Below are 17,932 nucleotides of genomic sequence, written 5' to 3' on the forward strand. Positions count from 1 at the left end.
CGGACCGCCCGTGTCCCCTCCCCGAATGCTGGACCGCCTGCGCGTGGCCGTCGTGATCCCCGCCCGCGACGAAGCCGCCTCCGTGGGGGGCGTCGTGGACGGGCTGCTCGCGCAGTCCGTCCCGCTCGTCCAGGTCGTCGTCGTCGACAACGGCTCGCGCGACGCGACCGCCGAGATCGCCCGGGACGCCGGCGCGACCGTCGTCGCCGAACCGCGAGCGGGCTACGGCCGGGCCTGCTTGGCGGGCCTCGCGGCGGTCGCCGCCGACCCGCCCGACGTCGTGGTCTTCGCGGATGCCGATGCCAGCGACGACCCCGCCGACCTCGCGGCGCTCGTGGCGCCGATCGCCGCCGACACGGCCGACCTCGTCATCGGGAGCCGCGCGCTCGGCCAGCGGGCGGGGCGCGTCGAGCCGGGCGCGCTCCTGCCCCAGGCGCGGTGGGGGAACGCGCTCGCGTGCGCGCTCATCCGGGCCCGGTGGGGCGCCCGGTTCACCGACCTCGGCCCGTTCCGCGCGATCCGCTGGCGCGCGCTCGAGGCGCTCGGGATGCGCGATCCCACGTTCGGGTGGACCGTCGAGATGCAGGTCCGCGCCGTCCGCGCCGGGCTCCGCACCGCCGAGGTGCCCGTCGCCTACCGCAAGCGGATCGGGCGGTCCAAGATCACCGGGACCGTCAACGGCACCGTCCGCGCAGGCGCCAAGATCCTGTGGACCGTCGGGGCCCACGCCGTCCGCGGCCCGCTGGCGCGCTAGCGAATGAGCGGCCCCGGGGGCGGCGGAGGCGGAGCCGGCGGCGGGGCTGGCGGCGGCGTGGACGACGGAGCGGGCGGCGGTGGGGGCAGGCCATCTTGGAAGCCGTGGAGCACGTCGAGGCGGCGCCCGCCCAGGTCCTCGGTCACCAGGGAGACCTGCACCGGCCGGTCGGCGCGCGCCTCCAGGGCCTCCCCGAGCATCGCCACCTCCAGCAGCAGGGTCGGATCGTCCGCCGCGTCCGGGTCGAGCAGCAGCCACAGGTCGAGCCCGCGCGCGTCGCCGACCAGGTTCGCGTAGAGGCCCGCGTTGAGGTCGTAGCCCGCCTCGACGAGCACGTCGGCGGCGGCCCGGGCGTCCGCTTCCGACGCCGTGCCCGTGTAGTAGATCGCCCCGCCCTGCTCGCCGACGTCGAGCCGCTCGCCGTCGAAGGGCGGCGTCATGCTGAACAGCAAGGCCCCGACCACGAGGGTGACGGCGATCCCGCCGAGGATGGCCCCTGCCATGCGCCAGCCGGACCCTTTCCGCCCGCCCGCTTCGACGTGCGCCCCGACGGGCTCTTTCTGGTACCCGTCGAACACCGCCGCCGCCCCGGCCGTCCAGACCGCGGGCAGCACCGCGCTCGTCCACCGCATCTCGAGGACCGCGTCGGGGAGCAGCGCGAGCGCGCCGAACCCGGCGATGAGGGCCGCCAGCGTCCCGTACAGCGTCCGGCGGGCTTCTTCCTCCTGCCCGAGCACGCGGAAGTTGTGCGCCAGCAGGTAGCCCCCTGCGATCGGGCCGCCGACGAACGTCGCCACCATCACGCCGGTCGAGGCGTACAGCGCGAGGTCGTCGCGGACGGACGCCGGGGCGGCGCTCGCGTCGTCGCCGACAGGGGTGGGGGAAGTCACAGGCAAATTGGTGCGAGAGAGGGTCGGCGAAACTAGCCAGTCGCCGAGGGTCCCAGGCGCGGGTACTCCCTCGAACCTCTGCTACCGAGTTTTGCTGGAGAGATCGCGCGTGGACAGTCCCCCTCCTGTCCAGGAGGGCGAGGGGGTGTGGATCGGGCCGCGCGCGCCCAGAATGGAGCGCGATACGGAGTCCTAGCCCACCTCGCCGGGCCCGACCTCCTCGACCACCGACCGCCCCTCACCGGGCCCGCTCGTCCACCGCCAGCGCTCGTGGAGCCGGAGCCGCCCGTCGGGCAACCTCTCCGGCGTCGAGACGCACGCGCCCGTTTTCAGGTCGCCCGCCTCGTTGACGTGGCTGTAGCGCATGTCGATCCGTCCCTCCGCATCGACCGTCGCCACCAGCGTGCCCCAGCGGACGCCCCCGCCGTGGTACGTCGCCCAGACGACGGCGCCCTGCTGGCGGTAGTCGAAGACCGTCGCGTCCGAGACTTCGCCCGTCGCCGTGTTGGAGACGCCCCGGAAGCGCCGGCCGTCGTAGTCGATCGGAATCACCGCGCCAGCCGCCCATCGCGGGCCGTCACCGCGACCCATGCCGACACCAGCCCGCCCACGCGCGCCGCCACCCGGATGCGGTGCGCGCCCGGCCCCGTCGCGTCGAGGTCGATCCCGATCCGCCCGTCGGGCGCCAGGTCGACCGCCGTCTCCGACGGGATCCGATCCCCCACGAGCACGACGACGCCCGTGTCTTCGTCGACCGTGATCTCGGTCGCCCGCCCGGCCGCGTCGAACTGGCGGAGGTCGAGGTCCAGCACCGACGGGTCGCCCGGGCGCGGCCCCACGACGGTCAGCGCCAGCCGTCCCGCCCCCTCGACGGGCGCCTCGACGGCGATCACGTACGATTCCCCGCCGGCCGAGAACGGCACCAGCGCCAGCCCCTCGAACGTCGTCCGCGCCGTGACGGTCGCCATCCCGCCCGGCCCCATCGCCACTCGAAGGCTATCGGACTCCGGCGCCCCGAGCGCCGCCCCCGGGTACCCCGACAGGTCCGCCGTCGCCGACCCGCCCGGCACCACGCGCACGACGGGCACCGGCTCGGCCACCGGCCCGGCGGGCGGCGACGGCGAGCACGCTGCGAGGATGAGCGCGAGCGCGAGGAGCAGGAGTCGGGTCATGGGATGCGTGCGAGACCGGGTCAAGTTCTGAAACGCGAGACAACGACTGGAGGCTCTCCTCTTCTCCTCGTTGCCTCTACTCCTCGTCTCTCCGTGGATCAATAGTCCGGCCGCTGCCGCGTCTTCTTCGTCTCCGACCGCCGCTTCTTGGCCTCGATCCGCCGCCGCTTCGAGCCGCGCGTCGGCTTCGACGCCCGGCGCACCTTGACCGGCTTGGCCGCCTCCTCCAGCCGCCGCCGTAGCTCGGCGACCGCTATCGCCTTGTTGCGGAACTGGCTCCGCGAGCGCCGCGCCATCACGACCGTCCCGCTCGGCCGGTGCGTCAGCCGCACGCCCGTCTCGACCTTGTTGGCCCGCTGGCCGCCCTTCGTGCCCGCCGCCAGCGTCTCCACGTCGCACTCGGCCATCAAATCGTCGTTGGACTCGGGGATCGAAGGCATGGCGTGGGTGGGAGACCCCGTTCTACGGCCGACGTCGGCCCCCGGTGCCCGGGCCCGCCTGAGGCCGCCCGCCGGTGCCCGCCGTATCGTCCGTCCGCCCCCCGTCGTCCGACCGTCGTGCTTCGCTTCCTGCTCCTGGCCGTCGCCGCCTTCGCCGCCATGGAGGTGGCCTCGTACGTCCTCCACCGCTGGCTCCTGCACGGGTTGCTCTGGCGGATGCACCGGACCCACCACGACCCCGCGCACGGCCACGGCGACGGCTTGGAGTGGAACGACCTCTTCTCCCTCGCCTTTGCCGCCCTGTCGATGGGCCTGCTCTGGGTCGGCCGCCTCGACCCGCTCGCGAGCACCGCCTTCCCGGTCGGCGTCGGCATCGCCGTCTACGGCCTGCTGTACTTCGTGCTCCACGACCTGTACGCGCACGGCCGCCTTGGGCCCAAGAAGACCACGATCCCGGCCGCGCAAGCGGTCAAGCGCGCGCACGGGCGCCACCACCAGTCGCTCGCGAAGGCCGGCCAGGAGCCCTACGGCCTCTTTCTGTTTCCCCCGTCCTTCGGCCGCCGCTTCCAGCGCACCCGCGACCGCGCCGAGGCCCAGGGGCCGCCCGCCTCTCCCCGGCGGCCGTCGGAGCCCCGCGTGTGAGAGGGGGCCGACGCCGACGCCTCCGGCCCTCCGGAATCCGGTAAACCCCGGCCTGTGCGCTCGCGTGCAACGCGTCCCCTTCTCCACGCCCCATGTCCGACGCCTCTTCCTCCGACAGCGGGGGCCGCACCTCCAGCCCCGGCGAGCCCCGCCCGCGCCCGGACGAGATTCACGCCCAGCAGTTCGACTACCCCGCGAGCCAGGACCAGCTCGACCCGGCCCCGGACTCCGACCTCTCCAACTACCGCCCCGCCGACAAGCTTCGGGGCCGCGTCGCCCTCATTACCGGCGGCGACTCCGGCATCGGCCGCGCCGTCGCCATCGCCTACGCGCTAGAGGGCGCTCACGTCGCCATTCTCAACAACACGCGGATGGACGACGCCGCCGAGACCAAGCGGCTCGTCGAGGCGAAGGGCGGCCGGTGCCTCACCATCCAGGCCGACATCCGAGACTACGCCGCCTGCGAGCGCGCCGTCGCCGCCACCATCGACGAGTTCGGCACCCTCGACATCCTGGTCAACAACGCCGCCTACCAAATGATGCAGCGCGACTTCGACGACGTCACGCTGGAGCAGTTCGACCGGACGATCCGCACGAACGTCTACGGCACCTTCCACATGACCAAGGCCGCCATGCCCCACCTCGGCGAGCGGTCCGTCATCATCAACACGGGCAGCATCATAGGGCTCACGGGCAAAGAGTTCCTGCTCGACTACACGACCTCGAAGGGGGCCGTCCACACCTTCACCAAGAGCCTCGCGCTGATGCTGGCGGACCGCGGGATCCGCGTCAACGCCGTCGTCCCCGGGCCGGTCTGGACGCCCAACATCCCGGCCACGATGGCGCCCGACATGGTCGAGGGCTACGATTCGGCGAACGCGCTCGGTCGCGCGGGCCAGCCCGAGGAGCTCGCACCCGCGTTTGTGTTCCTGGCCGCCGAGGACAGCTCGTTCGTCACCGGCGCCCTCTTCGAGGTCACCGGCGGGCAGCTCCACAACTGAGCCGCCCGGCTAGTCGTCCGGGCCTAGTACGACGAGCGCGAGCGCGTAGGTGCCGTCGGCAGTACGGTCGGCCTCGAACGTCGCGGTGAACCGCTCGCCGTCGATGGTGCGGGTCCATGTCGAGACGGCAAGGTCGCCCCTGGTCGCGCCCGAGAGGCCCGTCCATCCCCCCTCCGCCAGTTGGGCGTCGTAGTGGGACGCGAGCGCGGCGGGGGGGAGGTCCGAGTCGAGCTCGGCCCGGAGGATCTGGTAGTCGCCCGACCCGCCGCCACCCGTCGCCCGCTGCCGGTCGCCTGGCGGTGAGGTGAGCCGGGGGACGTGCGCCTTGAGGCGATCGTGCGCGTCGAAGGCCTCGTCCGGGTCGAGCCCATACGGCGTCCCCTCCTGCATCCGCACGACGACAAAGGCCCCACCCGCAGACCGTGGCAGCACGCCCACGAACCCGAACTGCTCGGGTCCCTCGCCCCGGACGAACAGGACCTCAGACACGAGCGCGGGCTCCGTTACGAACCCGCCTCGGGCCTCCGGTCGCCTCGGGTCCGGGTGCACGTCCCACCCGTCCACCGTCGACGCTCGAATTGTCGCCGCGACGGCTGCGGCGTCTCCGTCGACGCGGGCGACGGTCATCACGTAGGGCGCGCGGTAGTCGGTGCTCGCGATCGTGCCGAGCACGTCGGCGCCCTCCGGCAGGAGCACGCGCACGCTGTCCGGCGCCTCGCCGACCAGAAGCGCCCCGTCCGACTCGGTGATTCCGAGAACGGCCTCGACGAACTCGGTGTCGATGGTGGCGGGCTGGGCGTGCGCCCCAGCGGCGAGGGCGAAGAGGGCGAGGCAGAGGACGCGCATGGCAGGGAGCGGCTAGCGATCGGCGGCGATCATGTGGATGTGGAGCACGTAGGCCTGGGGCCGCACACGCCGGGCATAGAACATGGCGGCAACCGTCCCGCCATCGCGCTCGCGCGTCCATGCCGACGTGGCGACCTCGTCGGACGCCGCAGCCCCGCCCGCCGTCCAGCCTCCGGCCGCCAGCAGCGTCGCGTAGTGGGCAGCAACCTCCTCGGGCGTGAGATCGATCTCCAGCAGGGCTTTCGTTGTGTACTCGGTGTCGCCCCCGCCACCGCCCGTCCGGGTCTGCCGGCCCCCAGGAGGCGGGGTCAGCCACGGCAACTTCGCGTCGAGCCCCTGCCGCCGTTCCTGGGGCGGTTGGGCCCGCGCCCTGATCTCCAGGGGGTAGAGGCGTCGGTACTCGACCTCGGCAAACAGGCCGCCCTCGCCACGGTCCCGGAAGTGGATGCGGACGACCGCCTGGGGCTCGCCATCCGAGTCGAACGTGAGCGTCCGGGGCCCGCTCCCCACGGCGTCTGTCACGAAACCGCCCTCGTCGTCGTCCCGTGGCTCGTAGCGTGAGCGCAGCGTCCACCCAGGCACCTCGGGCTCGCCGTAGGCCTCGCGCGCCGCCTCCATCGACCCCGCGAGCCGGGCGAACACGGTGACGGTCGGGGTCCTCTGAAACCCGGGGCGCGTCACCGTCGCGAGCACGTCTGCGCCTGGAGGAACGAACGGGAGAAGCGAGGCGGGCGCCTCGCCAACCATGAGGTCCTCATCGCCCCGCACGCCGGTCAGCGCGTACACCAGCTCGGCGTCGTAGCTGTCCGGCTGGGCGACGGCGGGCGCGACGAATCCGAGGAGGGCGGCGGCGAGAAAAAGACGGTGCATGGCACGAGGCAATCCGGGTGCCGGAGGGTACGCGCCGCCCGCGCCGGCGTCAAGGCGACGGGCGCTGCCCGGCCCCGCCGACTGGCGCTAGCTTGCGGGCCGTCCCGCCCTGTGTCCATGTCCCAGCCGTCGTCCGCCCCCCCGTCCGCGTCGTCCGAGCAGGACCGCGCGACGGTCGAGCGCGCGCTCGGCGGCGACCAGCGGGCGTACGAGACGCTCGTCGAGAAGTACCAAGGCCCGCTCCGGCGCCACGTCGGCAAGATGGTCCGCGACGACGGCCAGGTCGACGACCTCGTGCAGGAGGCGTTCGTGAAGGCCTTCGCCAACATCACGAGCTACAACCCGGCCTACGCCTTCTCGACCTGGCTCTACCGGATCGCGACGAACCACTCGATCGACTACATCCGCAAGAAGAAGCTGCCGACGTTCTCGATCGACAAGCCGCTCCAGACGCGCGACGGCGAGCTCCAGATGGAGCTCCCGGACTCGACCTACCGCCCCGACCGCGCCGTCGTGGCCGACCAGCGCAACGAGATCTTGACGGCGGCCATCGACGCGCTCCCGCCCAAGTACCACCGCGTCATCGTGATGCGGCACCAGCAGGAGATGAGCTACGACGAGATCGCGACCGAGCTCGACCTCCCGCTCGGCACCGTCAAGGCCCACATCTTCCGCGCCCGCGCGCTCCTCAACAAGGCCCTCCGCGACCGCCGCGACGAGCTGTTGTAGGGATTGGGGAGAAGGGGCGGCGCCCGGCGCCCCCGCTCCCTGCTGGCGCAAGCCTCCCCGTAGCGCCGTGGTACATCACGGCGTGGGCCGACCGCCAGCCCACCTGCTGGCGTTGTGCCGGTCGACCTCCCCCGGCCCCTCCCGTCCGGGAGGGGAGGTCAGGTCCGTGGTGCTCGCCTGTCGTTTGGCGCGAGCCTTCCCTACGGCGTCCCCTCTCCCCTCGGGAGAGGGACAGGGTGAGGGTGCCGTTCGATCGCAAGCCCGACCGCTGGCACACACCACCTGCTTGCGCAAGCCACCCCACAGGCGCCCGCCAGCGCCGCCCGGGCGAATCCGCGTCCCGGAAGCGCTTCTAACTCGCGCGGGCGGGCCGGATCGGTTGTCGCCGCCGTCGCGCGCCCTCTAGCTTCGGCACCCGCCGCCGACGCCCCATGCCGCCCGCCCCCCACGTCTCCAAGTTCGGCGGCACCTCCGTCGCCACGCCCGAGCGCATCCGCCGCGCCGTCGCGCTCGTCGCGGATGCGCCTAAGGCGGGGCGGCCCGTCGTCGTCGTCTCCGCGCTCGGCGGCACGACCGACGACCTTCTCGCGGCGCTCGACGCCGCGCTCGCGCGGTCCGGCCACGGCGCGCGCGTGGCGACCATCCGCCAGCGCCACCACGCCGCCGCCGACGCCCTCGCCACGCCCGCCGACCGCGCCGACCTCGGGCGTGCCCTCGACACCCGCCTCGCGGAGCTGACCGAGCTGCTCGACGGCGTGTCCCTCTTGCGCGAGGCGACCGCCCGCACGCGCGACGCCGTGCTCGCGACCGGCGAGCGGCTCTCGGCCCCCCTCGTCGCCGCCGCCTTCCGCGCCGCCGGCCACCCGGCCGCCGCCCTCGACGCCGCCGCGCTTATCCGCACCGACGCCCGCTTCGGCGGCGCCAGCGTCGACTTCGAGGCCACGCGCGCGCTGGCCCGCGACGCCCTCGGCGCCCTGCCCGCCGACGCGGTCGCCGTCGTGACCGGCTTCATCGGCTCGACGGAGGGGGGCGTCACGACCACGCTCGGACGCTCCGGGTCGGACTACACGGCGACGATCCTGGCCGAGGCGCTCGGCGCGAGCGCGTGCACCATCTGGACGGATGTGGCGGGCGTCTACACCGCCGACCCCCGGCTCGTGCCGGAGGCGACCCCGCTGGCGCGGCTGAGCTACCGCGAGGCCGCCGAACTGGCGTACTTCGGCGCGAACGTGCTCCACCCGCGCACGATGCTGCCCGCCGAGCGCGCCGGCATCCCCTTGCTCATCAAGAGCACGCTCGAGCCGGACGCGCCGGGCACGGTCATCTCGGCCGAGACCGACGCGCTCGACCTGCGCGTCAAGGCGCTGTCGGCGGTCCGCGATCAGGCCGTCGTGACGGTCGAGGGCGGAGGGTTGCAGTCGGTCGTCGGCGTGAGCGCGCGGCTGTTCGCGGCGCTGTCGGACGCGGGCGTCAACGTGCGGATGATCAGCCAGGCGTCGAGCGAGCAGAGCGTGTGCGTCGTCGTCGACGGCGCCGATGCGCCCGCCTCGGTCACCGCCCTTAGGGCCGCGTTCGAGACCGAGATCGCGCGCGGCGACGTCCGCGCCGTCGAGGCCATCGCCGACTGCGCCGTCGTCTCGGCGGTCGGCGAGGGGATGCGGCACCAGCCGGGGCTCGCGGGGCGATTGTTCGCGACGCTGGGGCGCGCGGGGGTCAACGTGCTCGCGATCGCCCAGGGCGCCGCCGAGACGAACATCTCGCTCGTCGTCCGCCAGCCGGACGTGGGCGCGGCGCTCGGCGCGCTGCACGAGGCGTTCCCCCTCCGTCGCTCGCGCGTCCACGTCGTCGTGATCGGGACCGGGACCGTCGGGCGACGGCTCGTCGAGATGATGGCCGAGCACGCGCCGATGCTCCTGGAGCGCGACCGGATCCACCTCCGGCTCGTTGGGTTGGCGAACTCGCGCACGATGCGCTGGGACGCGGGCGGCCTGCCCCTCGCCGACGCCCTCGACACGCTGGCCGACGGCGAGCCCGCCGACCTCGACGCGCTCGACGACCGGCTGCTGGCGGGCGGCCTGGAGCGCCGCATCGTCGTCGACGCGACAGCCTCGGAGGCGATTGCGCGGCGCTACGTGCGCTGGCTGGAGGGCGGCGTCGGTGTCGTCACGCCCAACAAAAAGGCCAACACGCTCGACCTCGGCTACTACCGCCGACTGCGGGAGGCGGCCGGGCGGCGCGAGGTCAGCTACCACTACGAGACGACGGTCATGGCCGGGCTCCCCGTCGTGTTCACCGTCCGCGACCTGCTGCGCTCCGGCGACCGCATCGACGCCATCGAGGGCGTGTTCTCGGGCACACTCGCGTTTCTGTTCAACAAGCTGGCGGAGGGCGCGTCGTTCTCGGACGCCGTCCGTGAGGCCAAGGCGCGGGGGCTGACGGAGCCCGACCCGCGCGACGACCTGACGGGCGAGGACGTCGCCCGCAAGCTGCTCATCCTGGCCCGCGAGACGGGCTGCGAGGTCGAGCGCGCCGACCTCGCCGTCGAGTCGCTCGTGCCCGTGTCGCTCGCGGACGTGTCGGTCGACGCCTTTCTGGACGCGCTCGACGGGCTCGACGCCGACTGGGCGGCGCGCGCGGCGGCGGCCGAAGCCGAGGGCAAGCGGCTCGCCTACATCGGCCAGATCACCGACGACGGCCTGAGCGTCGGCGTCCGCGCCGTCGACACGGCGTCCCCGTTCGGCGGCTCGCGCGGGACCGACAACGTGATCCTGATCCAGTCGGCGCGGTACCACGACACGCCGCTCGTGGTGCAGGGCCCCGGCGCGGGGCCCGACGTGACCGCCGCCGGCCTGCTGGCGGACCTGGTGAAGGCGGCCGAGCTGATGCCATGAGCCGCCGCCGACCGCCGCTGTGTCTCGGCGCCCCCGGAGCGTTCCGCTCGGCAGACCCCCCGCTCGAGCGCGCACCCGAAGCGCCGGTCGTGTGGGGTCCTCGTCGCGCGCCCGAGCTGTCCCCCTTGCCAAGGGGGACAGTCCGCGTGGCGTCGTGCTACCTGGGGAAGCGGCCCCTCGGCCTGCGCCAGCCCCTCACCGATGCCGCCGCGCGGGCGGGGGGTCTGTCGATCGAGCACGGTTGTGCATCGGCAGGCCCTTCCACCAGCCCCATGCCATGAGCACCTTCACCGCCTTCGGGCCGGCCACCCTCTCCAACCTTGGCCCCGGCTTCGACGCCCTCGGCCTGTGCATCACCGGCCTCGGCGACCGGGTGACGGCGACGCGCACCGACGCGCCCGGCGTCACCGTCGACGCGCCCGGGCTGCCGAGCGACCCCGAAAAGAACACCGCCGGGCGGGCGGCGCTGCACGTCCTCCGCAAGGCGGGCGCGGGCGGGGGAATGGCGCTGTCCATTGAGAAGGGGATCCCGCTCGGGTCCGGCGTCGGCGGGTCGTCGGCGAGCGCCGTCGCGGGGGCGTGGGCGGCGAACCTGGCGCTCGGGCGGCCCTTCGAAAAGGCCGACTTGGTCGGCGCCGTCCTCGCGGGCGAGGCCGCGGCGGGCGCCGCGCACGGCGACAACGTGTTGCCAGCCCTGTTCGGCGGGCTCGTCGTCGTCTCACCGTCCGACCCGACGGACTACCGCCGGATCGACCTTCCCGCCGCCCCGCCGCTCGCGGTCGTGCTCCCCGACGTGACCGTGCTGACGCGCGACGCCCGCGCTGCGCTTCCGGCGACCGTCGCCCACGGCGACGCCTCCGCGCAAGCGGCCGAGCTGGCGTTCCTGCTCCGCGCCGTCCTCGCGGGCGACTGGGCCGAGGCCGGGCGCCGGATGATGCGCGACCGACTCGCGGAGCCGTTCCGCGCGCCGCTCGTGCCGGTCTACGACGCCGTCAAGCAGGCCGCGCTCGACGCGGGCGCGGCCGGGTGCGCCCTGTCCGGCTCGGGCCCTGCGATGGTGGCCGTCTGCCCCGACGGCGACGCCCCAGCCGTTCTCACGGCGATGACGACCGCCAGCCGCCACGCGGGCGTCGGCGCGCACGGCTGGCTGGCGACCGTCGACCCGGTCGGCGTGCGCGAGGGACTCCGATGAGCGCACCGATGTACGTCAGCACCCGCGGGGGCGGCGCGCCCGTCCCGTTCGAGGCGGCCCTGCTGCGCGGGCTCGCGCCCGACGGCGGGCTCTACGTCCCGACCGCCGTCCCCGCGATGCCCGACGGCTGGGACGCGCCGGGCTCGTTCGCCGACCTCGCCGCCCGCGTGCTCGCGCCGTGGCTCCCCGACGTCGACGGCCTCGATGCGCTCGTCGCGGACGCGCTCCCGTTCCCGATCCCGGTCGTCGATCTCGACTGGAACGGCGTGTCCGTCGCCGAGCTGTTCCACGGCCCGACGCTGTCGTTCAAGGACGTCGGCGCGCGGACGATGGCGCGGCTCGTCGGCCGGGCCCAGCGCGAGCCGGTCACCATTCTGGTCGCCACCTCGGGCGACACGGGCAGCGCGGTCGCCGACGGGTTCGCGGGCGTGCCCGGCGTCCGCGTCGTGCTGATGTACCCCGACGGCGGCGTCAGCGACGTGCAGGCGCGCCAGCTCACGGCGCCCCGGCCAGGCGTCGTCGCGCTCGCCGTGCAGGGCACCTTCGACGACTGCCAGCGGCTGGCGAAAGAGGCGTTCGCGGCCGGGATCCCCGGCCTGTCGTCGGCGAACTCGATCAACGTGGGGCGGCTGCTGCCGCAGATGACGTACCACGCGCTCGCGGCGCGCGAGCGGCCGGGCGCCGTCGTGGTCGTGCCGAGCGGGAATCTGGGCAACCTGACGGCCGGCGTCCTCGCGCGCACGATGGGCGCGCCGATCTCTGCGTTTGTCGCCGCCCACAACGCGAACGACGGCTTCGCCCGCTTCCTGGCCGACGGCACCGCGCCCACTGGTCCGTCGCGGCAAACGCTCTCGAACGCGATGGATGTGGGCGCGCCGAGCAACCTGGAGCGCCTTCGCGCGCTCGTCCCCGACCTCGCCGGCCTCGTCCGCGCCGAGACCGTCACGGACGACGAGACGCTGGCGACGATGCGGGCCGTGCACGACGCGACGGGCTACGTCGCCGACCCCCACACGGCCGTCGGGCTGACGGCTGCGCGCCGCCTGCGCGAGCGGGGGGATGCGCGCCCGGTCGTCGTGCTGGCGACGGCGCACCCGGCCAAGTTCCCCGAGGCCGTCGCCCGGGCGACCGGCGCCGCGCCGCCCGTCCCGCCCGCGCTCGACCTGCCCGCCGCGGACCCCGAGGCCGTCATCGCCCCGACGCTCGACACGCTGGTGGACTGGCTGTAGGGGCGGGATCCCGCGCAATCAGGCGGAGAGCCCGCTCCTCTATCCGGCCATCCGCCTCAGCCGCCGACGCACGCGGGCGTAGCGCCCCACGCCGATCGCGCCGACGACGGCGGCCAGCGGGAGCGCGGCCGTGCCCATGATGACGCCCCACGCGTCGTCGACGAACTGCAAGAGGGCGAGGCCGCCCGCGAGAAGGGCGAGGGCGGTCCGGGCATACGCGAGCAGCGTCCGCTCATTCGCGAGGGCGGTCCGGTCGAGCGCGAGGGCCGTCCGTTGGGCGGCGAGGTCGTCGCGGAGCGTGGCGTCGGGGGGCATGAATCCGGGTGAGAGGGCGCCTTTTACGACCCCGCCCCGCCATGCTTCCCGATGGGCCCGCGTCCGCTAGGTCCCCGAGGGGGCGTCCGGGGCGACGCCGTCCGTCGCCGTCTGCGTGCGGATCGACTCGGGCCGCTGCCCGGTCACGTCGACGCGGACGCGGTTGTTGTTGACGGCCACGCCGTCGAACCCGACGCCCTGGATGACGCCGTCGGCGATCGCGTAGCAGCCGTTCTCGGTCAGGTACGAGCCCGTCGTGCAAGTGCCGGTCGCATCAACGGGGGGCGGGTAGCCGAGGCGCTGGAACGTGGCGTCGGTCCAGTCTTCTCCCGTGCCGGGTCCCCCGAAGGTCGACGGCTTCAAGCTCCAGGCCTGCACGTCGGCCGCGATCCGGACACCGTCGACGACGAGGGAGTCGAGGTTGGCCTGGACCTTGTTTTCGGCGAATGCCTGGATGCCGACGACGACGGCGAGGCCGACGATGACGATGCCGAGGACGAGGAGGAGGAGCTGTTGCTGGCCCATGTGAGCGGAAGGTTAGAAGAGAGAGGAGGGTAGCCGGTGCATCACCACGGGCCAGATTCAGAGACAGGGGGAGCGGATGCAAAGGCCGGACCAGGCCCCGCCGCCGCCGCCGCCTCGGTCCCTCCTCGCCGATGGGTGGCGTGAGCGACACGTCGGTGCACCATCGGGGCGGGGTGGTGGGCGGGCCGGCGGGCAGCTGCGCGGGGCCCCGTTTCGTTTCGGGCCTGCGTCCGCTTCCAAACGCCCCCAGCTCAGTACAGCCCGACCGGGTCCACGTCGAGGTTGACCCGGTGGCCGCCAGGCACCGTCACGCGCGATTCGGCCGTCCGCACCATCGCCGCCAGCACCGCCATCGGCAGGGTCGCCGGGCCCTGGAGCAGGATCTGGTAGCGCCACCACCGCTTGACGCGGCCGATGAGCGCCGGGATGGGCCCGAGCACGCGGACGCCCGCCACCTTGCCCGCCTCGGCGCCGAGCGCGTCGCCCCACCGCTGCGCGAGCGCCCTCGTCGTGCTCTCGTGCGGGCCCTTGATCTCGACGCCGACGAGCCGCCCGTGGGGTGGGTAGCCGAGCGCGAGCCGCTCCGCCAGCTCGCCGAGCGCGAAGCCGTGGAAGTCGTGCCGGAGCGCGAACGTGATGGCGGGGTGCTCGGGGTTGCGGGTCTGCAGGATGACCTCGCCCTGGAGCTCGTGCCGCCCGGCTCGCCCGCCGACCTGCGCCAGCAGCTGGAACGTCCGCTCGGCGGCGCGGAAGTCGGGCAAGAGCATCCCCGTGTCCGCCTCGACGACGCCGACGAGCGTGACGCGCGGGAAGTCGAGCCCCTTGGCGACCATCTGGGTGCCCAGAAGGAGGTCGGCGTCGCCCCGGCCGAAGGCGTCCAAGATCTTGCGGTGGGCGCCCTTGCGCGAGGTCGTGTCGAGGTCCATCCGCAGGACGCGGGCGCTCGGGAAGACCTCGGCGATCTCCTCCTCGACGCGCTGCGTGCCCGCGCCGAGTCGCCGGAGGTCGGTGCCGTGGCACTCGGGGCAGGCGTGGGGGATGCGTTCGGACCGCCCGCAGTAGTGGCACCGGAGGTTGTGCGCCGGCTTGTGGACCGTGAGCGAGACGGCGCAGTCGCGGCAGGTCGGCGTCCAGCCGCAGTCCTGGCAGCTGAGCACGGGCGCGTAGCCGCGCCGGTTTTGCAGCAGGATGGTCTGCTCGCCCTTGTCCAGCCGGTCCTCGATGGCGAGGCGGAGGTCGTGCGAGAGCGCCCCTTTGAGGCGCCGCACCGTCCGCTCGCGGCCCAGGTCCACGACGCGGACGGGCGGGAGCGGGGCGGGCGCGCGCGTCGTCCCGTCGGGCCCGCGGACGGGCACGCGCTCGGGCATCTCGAGCCGCGTGTACTTGCCCGCGTTCGCGTTCGCGACCGACTCCATCGACGGCGTCGCCGAGCCGAGCACGCACGCCGCGCCGGCCTGGTGGGCGCGCATCACGGCCACGTCGCGGGCGTGGTAGCGCGGCGCCGGGTCGAACTGCTTGTAGCTCGCCTCGTGCTCCTCGTCGACCACGACGAGCCCCAAGTCGGCGACCGGCGCGAAGATGGCCGAGCGCGGGCCGATGACGATGGGGTAGACGCCGTCGCGGATCCGGGTCCAGGCGTCGAGCCGCTCGCCGGCGCTCATGCGGCTGTGGAGCACGGCCACGCGGTCGCCGAAGTGGGCCCGGAAGCGGCGGACGGTCTGGGGCGTGAGCGCGATCTCGGGGACGAGCACGATCGCGCTCTGCCCGCGGTCGAGCGCCGCCCGGAGCGCGCGGAGGTAGACCTCCGTCTTGCCGGACCCGGTGACGCCGTGGAGGAGGAACGTCTCCGGTCGCCCGGCCTCGACGGCGTCGACGATCGCCGCGAGCGCGGTCTCCTGGGCGGGGTGCAGGTCGAGCGGTGCGGCGGGCGCGTCGGCCTCGACGTCCATCCCGTCCGCGCGGCGCTCGACCTCGGCGTCGAAGACCTCGACGAGCCCCTTCGCCTCCAGGCTTTTGACGGTCGACGACGTGGCGCCCGTCGCCGCGAGCACGTCCGCCTGCACGCGGTCGTCGCCACCCGCGAGCGCGTCGAGGACGGCCCGCTGGCGCTCGCCGCGCACGGCCGCGCCGTCGGCACCGTCGGCCAGCCGCAGGTGCCGGGCCGTCTTGACGCGGGCGCGGGCGTCCTGCACCTCGTCGTCGATGCGGAGCACGCCGGCCGTCTCCATCCGGCGCAGCAGGTTCTGGGGGACCGTCTTGCGGCCGAGCACCTCGGCGAGCGCGGCGACGGGCAGCCCGGTCCCGTTTTGCTCCGCGAGCGCGCGCAGGATCTTGCGCCCGCGCGGCTCGTCGGTCCACGCGTCCGGCGGGGCGAGCGCGTACGCCGTGCGCCGGCTCTCGACCTCGGTCCCCGACGGCAGCGCGGCCTTGACGGCCTCGCCCCACGCGCACAGGTAGTAGCGGGCGAGCCAGCGCGTCAGCGCCAGCAGGGCAGGGGTGAGGGCGGGCCGCGCGTCGAGCACGTCGTGGAGCGGCTTGAGCCCGTCGGCGGCCCCCTCGACGCGCTCGGCGACGACGCCGGTGATCTGGCGCCGCCCGAACGGGATCAGCACGCGTGCGCCCGGGACCGCCTCGGCCTCCATCCCGTCCGGCACGCGGTAGGTGTAGACCCCGTCGACGGACGTGATCGGGACGACGTGGGCGAGCGCGGGCATGGGCGGCAAACTACCGGCGCCCGGCGCCGCCTCTGGTGTCACCGGGCGGGTCAGATGCGGTGGCCGCCGGCGTGGTCGGGCCGGTGCGCCCAGCGCGCGGGGTTGTCGTGGACGTACCGGCGCAAGGCGTCGGCCTCGCGGTCGGTGCGGACGACGCGGGCATGGTACCGGGGTTGCCAGACGCGGACCGTTGGGTCGATCCGGCGGATGCGTTTCGTGACGACAGATTTGTATTGCCGCATGATCGGCGCGACGGTCCCGGCGACGGCGTGGCCGAAACGGCGTCCCCCGTGACAGGGTGTGTCCGCGTGGTGGAACACGCCGGTGTGACGGGGCGAATCCGCCGGGTAGGGACACACCGCCGGTGTGTCCGTACGGAGGTCGGTGTCGGGCGGCTCATCGACATCGCCCCGGTGGCTGTCGTCGCCCACGATCCCGAACAACAGGTGCACGTGGTCCGGCATCAACACGAACGCATCCAACACCACAGACGGGCGCACCTCGGCCGTCCGTAGCCACTCAGCGTGCGCGATATCGCCCGCGGCCGACCGGACCATCTCCCCGTCGACCACCGCCCCGAAGAGCGGCTGGCGCCCCCACGTGCAGACCGTGACGAAGTACAGCCCGCCGTCGTAGGCGTGGAACGGGAGGCGGACGGTGCGGTGATGTCGCGTGGGCACGGCAGCGGAGAGCAAGTCTCCCCACATAGACCCGCGAGATCCTCAGATCTAACCTCGACGCCCGCTGGCGCGGCGAAAAAACCCTACGAGCAGCGCCCGTCGTGCCACGCTTGCGGCCCGCGCCCCGGCTGGCAGCGGACCTGGCGGCCGGCGGCCACCAGCTCCCACGTCTCGCCGACCGGCGCGTACGTCAGCCGCAGGCGCTCGTCGCGGACCGAGTCGTCGTACAGCCCCGTCGCCGTCACCAGCGCCGTTGCCTCGTCTGTCGACTCCGTCAGCATCTCGACCGACGTGTCGGCGGCGTCGAGCCGCCGCGCGAGCGCCTCCGCGGCGAGGCGGGGGGACGAGCCCGCATTCGTCGTCGCCACGACGTCGTCGGCGGGCGCGAACGGGCCCAGGTCGCCGCCAGCGGGCGGGGCGGTCGCGCGCCCATCGGCCGACAAAGGGGCCAGCGTGGCCACGAAGGCCGCGGCGTCGTCGATAGCGGCCGGGCGGCACCCGTCGTGCGTGTCGCTCAAGACGAGCACCGCCAGCCCGTCGAGGTCGAGCACATCCGAGACGACCGTCTCGACGCCCCACACCTGCGCGCTCGTCGCGAGCGGGTCGTCGGCGGCCTGGTAGACCGTCACCGACCGACCCAGGGCGGGGACGCGGACGCGCGTCGAGACGAGCGGGAAGGGCGGCGCGCCGATCCCGTCGGTCGTGCCCGAGACCTCGAGGCAGACGCCGTCGGCGCGGCGGTAGCCCAGGATGTAGCTGGCGCCCGTCTCGTCGGCGCCGGCCTCGAAGCGGTCGAGCGCGAACGCGCCGGGGTCGGACGGGACGACGACCGGCAGGCGCAAGGCCCGGAGCGCATCGCGCTGGTCGGCGGTGAGCCCGTCGCGAGCGGGCGGGGCGGGGAGCTCGTCCGGGACGTAGGCGGACGGCGGGGCCGCGCACGCGGCGAGGGCTCCCGCGAGCAAGAGGACGAGGGCGACGAGCGAGATCCGAGACATGGCGGCGGAGAGAGCGGGAGGGCCTACGGGATGGCCGCCGGCCGGAT

The 17,932-nt window shown here is 74.2% G+C and carries 18 protein-coding genes; 7 read left to right on the forward strand and 11 right to left on the reverse strand.

Annotated features, from left to right (window positions below; genetic code table 11):
- Positions 1–25 precede the first annotated feature (25 nt).
- The gene (locus ACLIRP_RS17035; RefSeq protein ID WP_412061668.1) at positions 26–754 is read left to right on the forward strand and encodes a glycosyltransferase family 2 protein; all 729 of its coding nucleotides are present in this window, start codon (positions 26–28) and stop codon (positions 752–754) included.
- Here the strand turns inward: ACLIRP_RS17035 and ACLIRP_RS17040 are convergent.
- From ACLIRP_RS17040 to ACLIRP_RS17055, 4 genes are all read right to left on the reverse strand, one after another.
- Positions 751–1,644, reverse strand: coding sequence for a hypothetical protein (locus tag ACLIRP_RS17040; RefSeq protein ID WP_412061669.1), 894 nt, complete (start codon positions 1,642–1,644; stop codon positions 751–753). The two genes, ACLIRP_RS17035 and ACLIRP_RS17040, sit on opposite strands and share 4 nt — an antisense overlap.
- A 192-nt stretch (positions 1,645–1,836) precedes the next feature.
- Positions 1,837–2,196 carry a n-acetylglutamate synthase gene (locus tag ACLIRP_RS17045; RefSeq protein WP_412061670.1) on the reverse strand — a complete coding sequence of 120 codons (360 nt, stop codon included), beginning with the start codon at positions 2,194–2,196 and terminating at the stop codon, positions 1,837–1,839.
- Positions 2,193–2,816, reverse strand: a complete 624-nt coding sequence (locus ACLIRP_RS17050) for a hypothetical protein (RefSeq protein WP_412061671.1) — start codon at positions 2,814–2,816, stop codon at positions 2,193–2,195. Before ACLIRP_RS17050 ends, ACLIRP_RS17045 begins: the two co-directional genes overlap by 4 nt.
- A 98-nt stretch (positions 2,817–2,914) precedes the next feature.
- On the reverse strand, positions 2,915–3,256 hold the full coding sequence (locus tag ACLIRP_RS17055; protein ID WP_412061672.1) for a peptide chain release factor-like protein: 342 nt from the start codon (positions 3,254–3,256) through the stop codon (positions 2,915–2,917).
- Positions 3,257–3,373: 117 nt separating this feature from the next.
- On the opposite strand from ACLIRP_RS17055, the gene ACLIRP_RS17060 reads away from it, so the two are divergent.
- Positions 3,374–3,898: a sterol desaturase family protein gene (locus ACLIRP_RS17060; RefSeq protein ID WP_412061673.1), complete on the forward strand. Its 525-nt coding sequence runs from the start codon at positions 3,374–3,376 to the stop codon at positions 3,896–3,898.
- A 92-nt stretch (positions 3,899–3,990) separates the two neighbouring features.
- On the forward strand, positions 3,991–4,899 hold the full coding sequence (locus ACLIRP_RS17065) for an SDR family oxidoreductase (protein ID WP_412061674.1): 909 nt from the start codon (positions 3,991–3,993) through the stop codon (positions 4,897–4,899).
- A gap of 9 nt (positions 4,900–4,908) precedes the next feature.
- Here ACLIRP_RS17065 and ACLIRP_RS17070 read toward each other — a convergent pair whose 3' ends face one another.
- Both ACLIRP_RS17070 and ACLIRP_RS17075 read right to left on the reverse strand, forming a co-directional pair.
- On the reverse strand, positions 4,909–5,745 hold the full coding sequence (locus ACLIRP_RS17070; RefSeq protein ID WP_412061675.1) for a hypothetical protein: 837 nt from the start codon (positions 5,743–5,745) through the stop codon (positions 4,909–4,911).
- 12 nt (positions 5,746–5,757) lie between these two features.
- Complete coding sequence (locus ACLIRP_RS17075) at positions 5,758–6,615, reverse strand: hypothetical protein (RefSeq protein WP_412061676.1); 858 nt, start codon at positions 6,613–6,615, stop codon at positions 5,758–5,760.
- A 117-nt stretch (positions 6,616–6,732) separates the two neighbouring features.
- Here ACLIRP_RS17075 and ACLIRP_RS17080 point away from each other — a divergent pair, with 117 nt between their 5' ends.
- The 4 genes from ACLIRP_RS17080 to thrC all read left to right on the forward strand — a co-directional run bounded on the left by ACLIRP_RS17080 (position 6,733) and on the right by thrC (position 12,656).
- A complete protein-coding gene (locus ACLIRP_RS17080) occupies positions 6,733–7,344 on the forward strand; it encodes an RNA polymerase sigma factor (protein WP_412061677.1) in 612 nt (203 codons plus the stop codon).
- 431 nt (positions 7,345–7,775) lie between these two features.
- Positions 7,776–10,235, forward strand: coding sequence for a bifunctional aspartate kinase/homoserine dehydrogenase I (thrA, locus tag ACLIRP_RS17085; protein WP_412061678.1), 2,460 nt, complete (start codon positions 7,776–7,778; stop codon positions 10,233–10,235).
- 277 nt (positions 10,236–10,512) lie between these two features.
- Positions 10,513–11,427 (forward strand): homoserine kinase, encoded by a 915-nt coding sequence (locus ACLIRP_RS17090; protein WP_412061679.1) that lies wholly within the window; start codon positions 10,513–10,515, stop codon positions 11,425–11,427.
- Positions 11,428–11,435: 8 nt separating this feature from the next.
- Complete coding sequence (gene thrC / locus ACLIRP_RS17095) at positions 11,436–12,656, forward strand: threonine synthase (protein ID WP_412061680.1); 1,221 nt, start codon at positions 11,436–11,438, stop codon at positions 12,654–12,656.
- 39 nt (positions 12,657–12,695) lie between these two features.
- On the opposite strand, the gene ACLIRP_RS17100 is transcribed toward thrC, so the two are convergent.
- The 5 genes from ACLIRP_RS17100 to ACLIRP_RS17120 form a co-directional block, all read right to left on the reverse strand.
- Positions 12,696–12,971 carry a DUF202 domain-containing protein gene (locus tag ACLIRP_RS17100; RefSeq protein ID WP_412061681.1) on the reverse strand — a complete coding sequence of 92 codons (276 nt, stop codon included), beginning with the start codon at positions 12,969–12,971 and terminating at the stop codon, positions 12,696–12,698.
- A 66-nt stretch (positions 12,972–13,037) separates the two neighbouring features.
- Positions 13,038–13,496, reverse strand: coding sequence for a hypothetical protein (locus ACLIRP_RS17105; RefSeq protein WP_412061682.1), 459 nt, complete (start codon positions 13,494–13,496; stop codon positions 13,038–13,040).
- Positions 13,497–13,747: 251 nt separating this feature from the next.
- Complete coding sequence (gene priA / locus ACLIRP_RS17110) at positions 13,748–16,210, reverse strand: primosomal protein N' (protein ID WP_412061683.1); 2,463 nt, start codon at positions 16,208–16,210, stop codon at positions 13,748–13,750.
- Between the two features lie 50 nt (positions 16,211–16,260).
- The gene (locus ACLIRP_RS17115; RefSeq protein WP_412061684.1) at positions 16,261–16,890 is read right to left on the reverse strand and encodes a transposase; all 630 of its coding nucleotides are present in this window, start codon (positions 16,888–16,890) and stop codon (positions 16,261–16,263) included.
- 83 nt (positions 16,891–16,973) lie between these two features.
- On the reverse strand, positions 16,974–17,885 hold the full coding sequence (locus ACLIRP_RS17120) for a hypothetical protein (RefSeq protein ID WP_412061685.1): 912 nt from the start codon (positions 17,883–17,885) through the stop codon (positions 16,974–16,976).
- Positions 17,886–17,932 lie beyond the last annotated feature (47 nt).

Origin of the sequence: Rubrivirga halophila (assembly GCF_046845755.1) — a bacterium.
In the GTDB taxonomy this organism is placed as follows: Bacteria; Bacteroidota; Rhodothermia; order Rhodothermales; family Rubricoccaceae; genus Rubrivirga.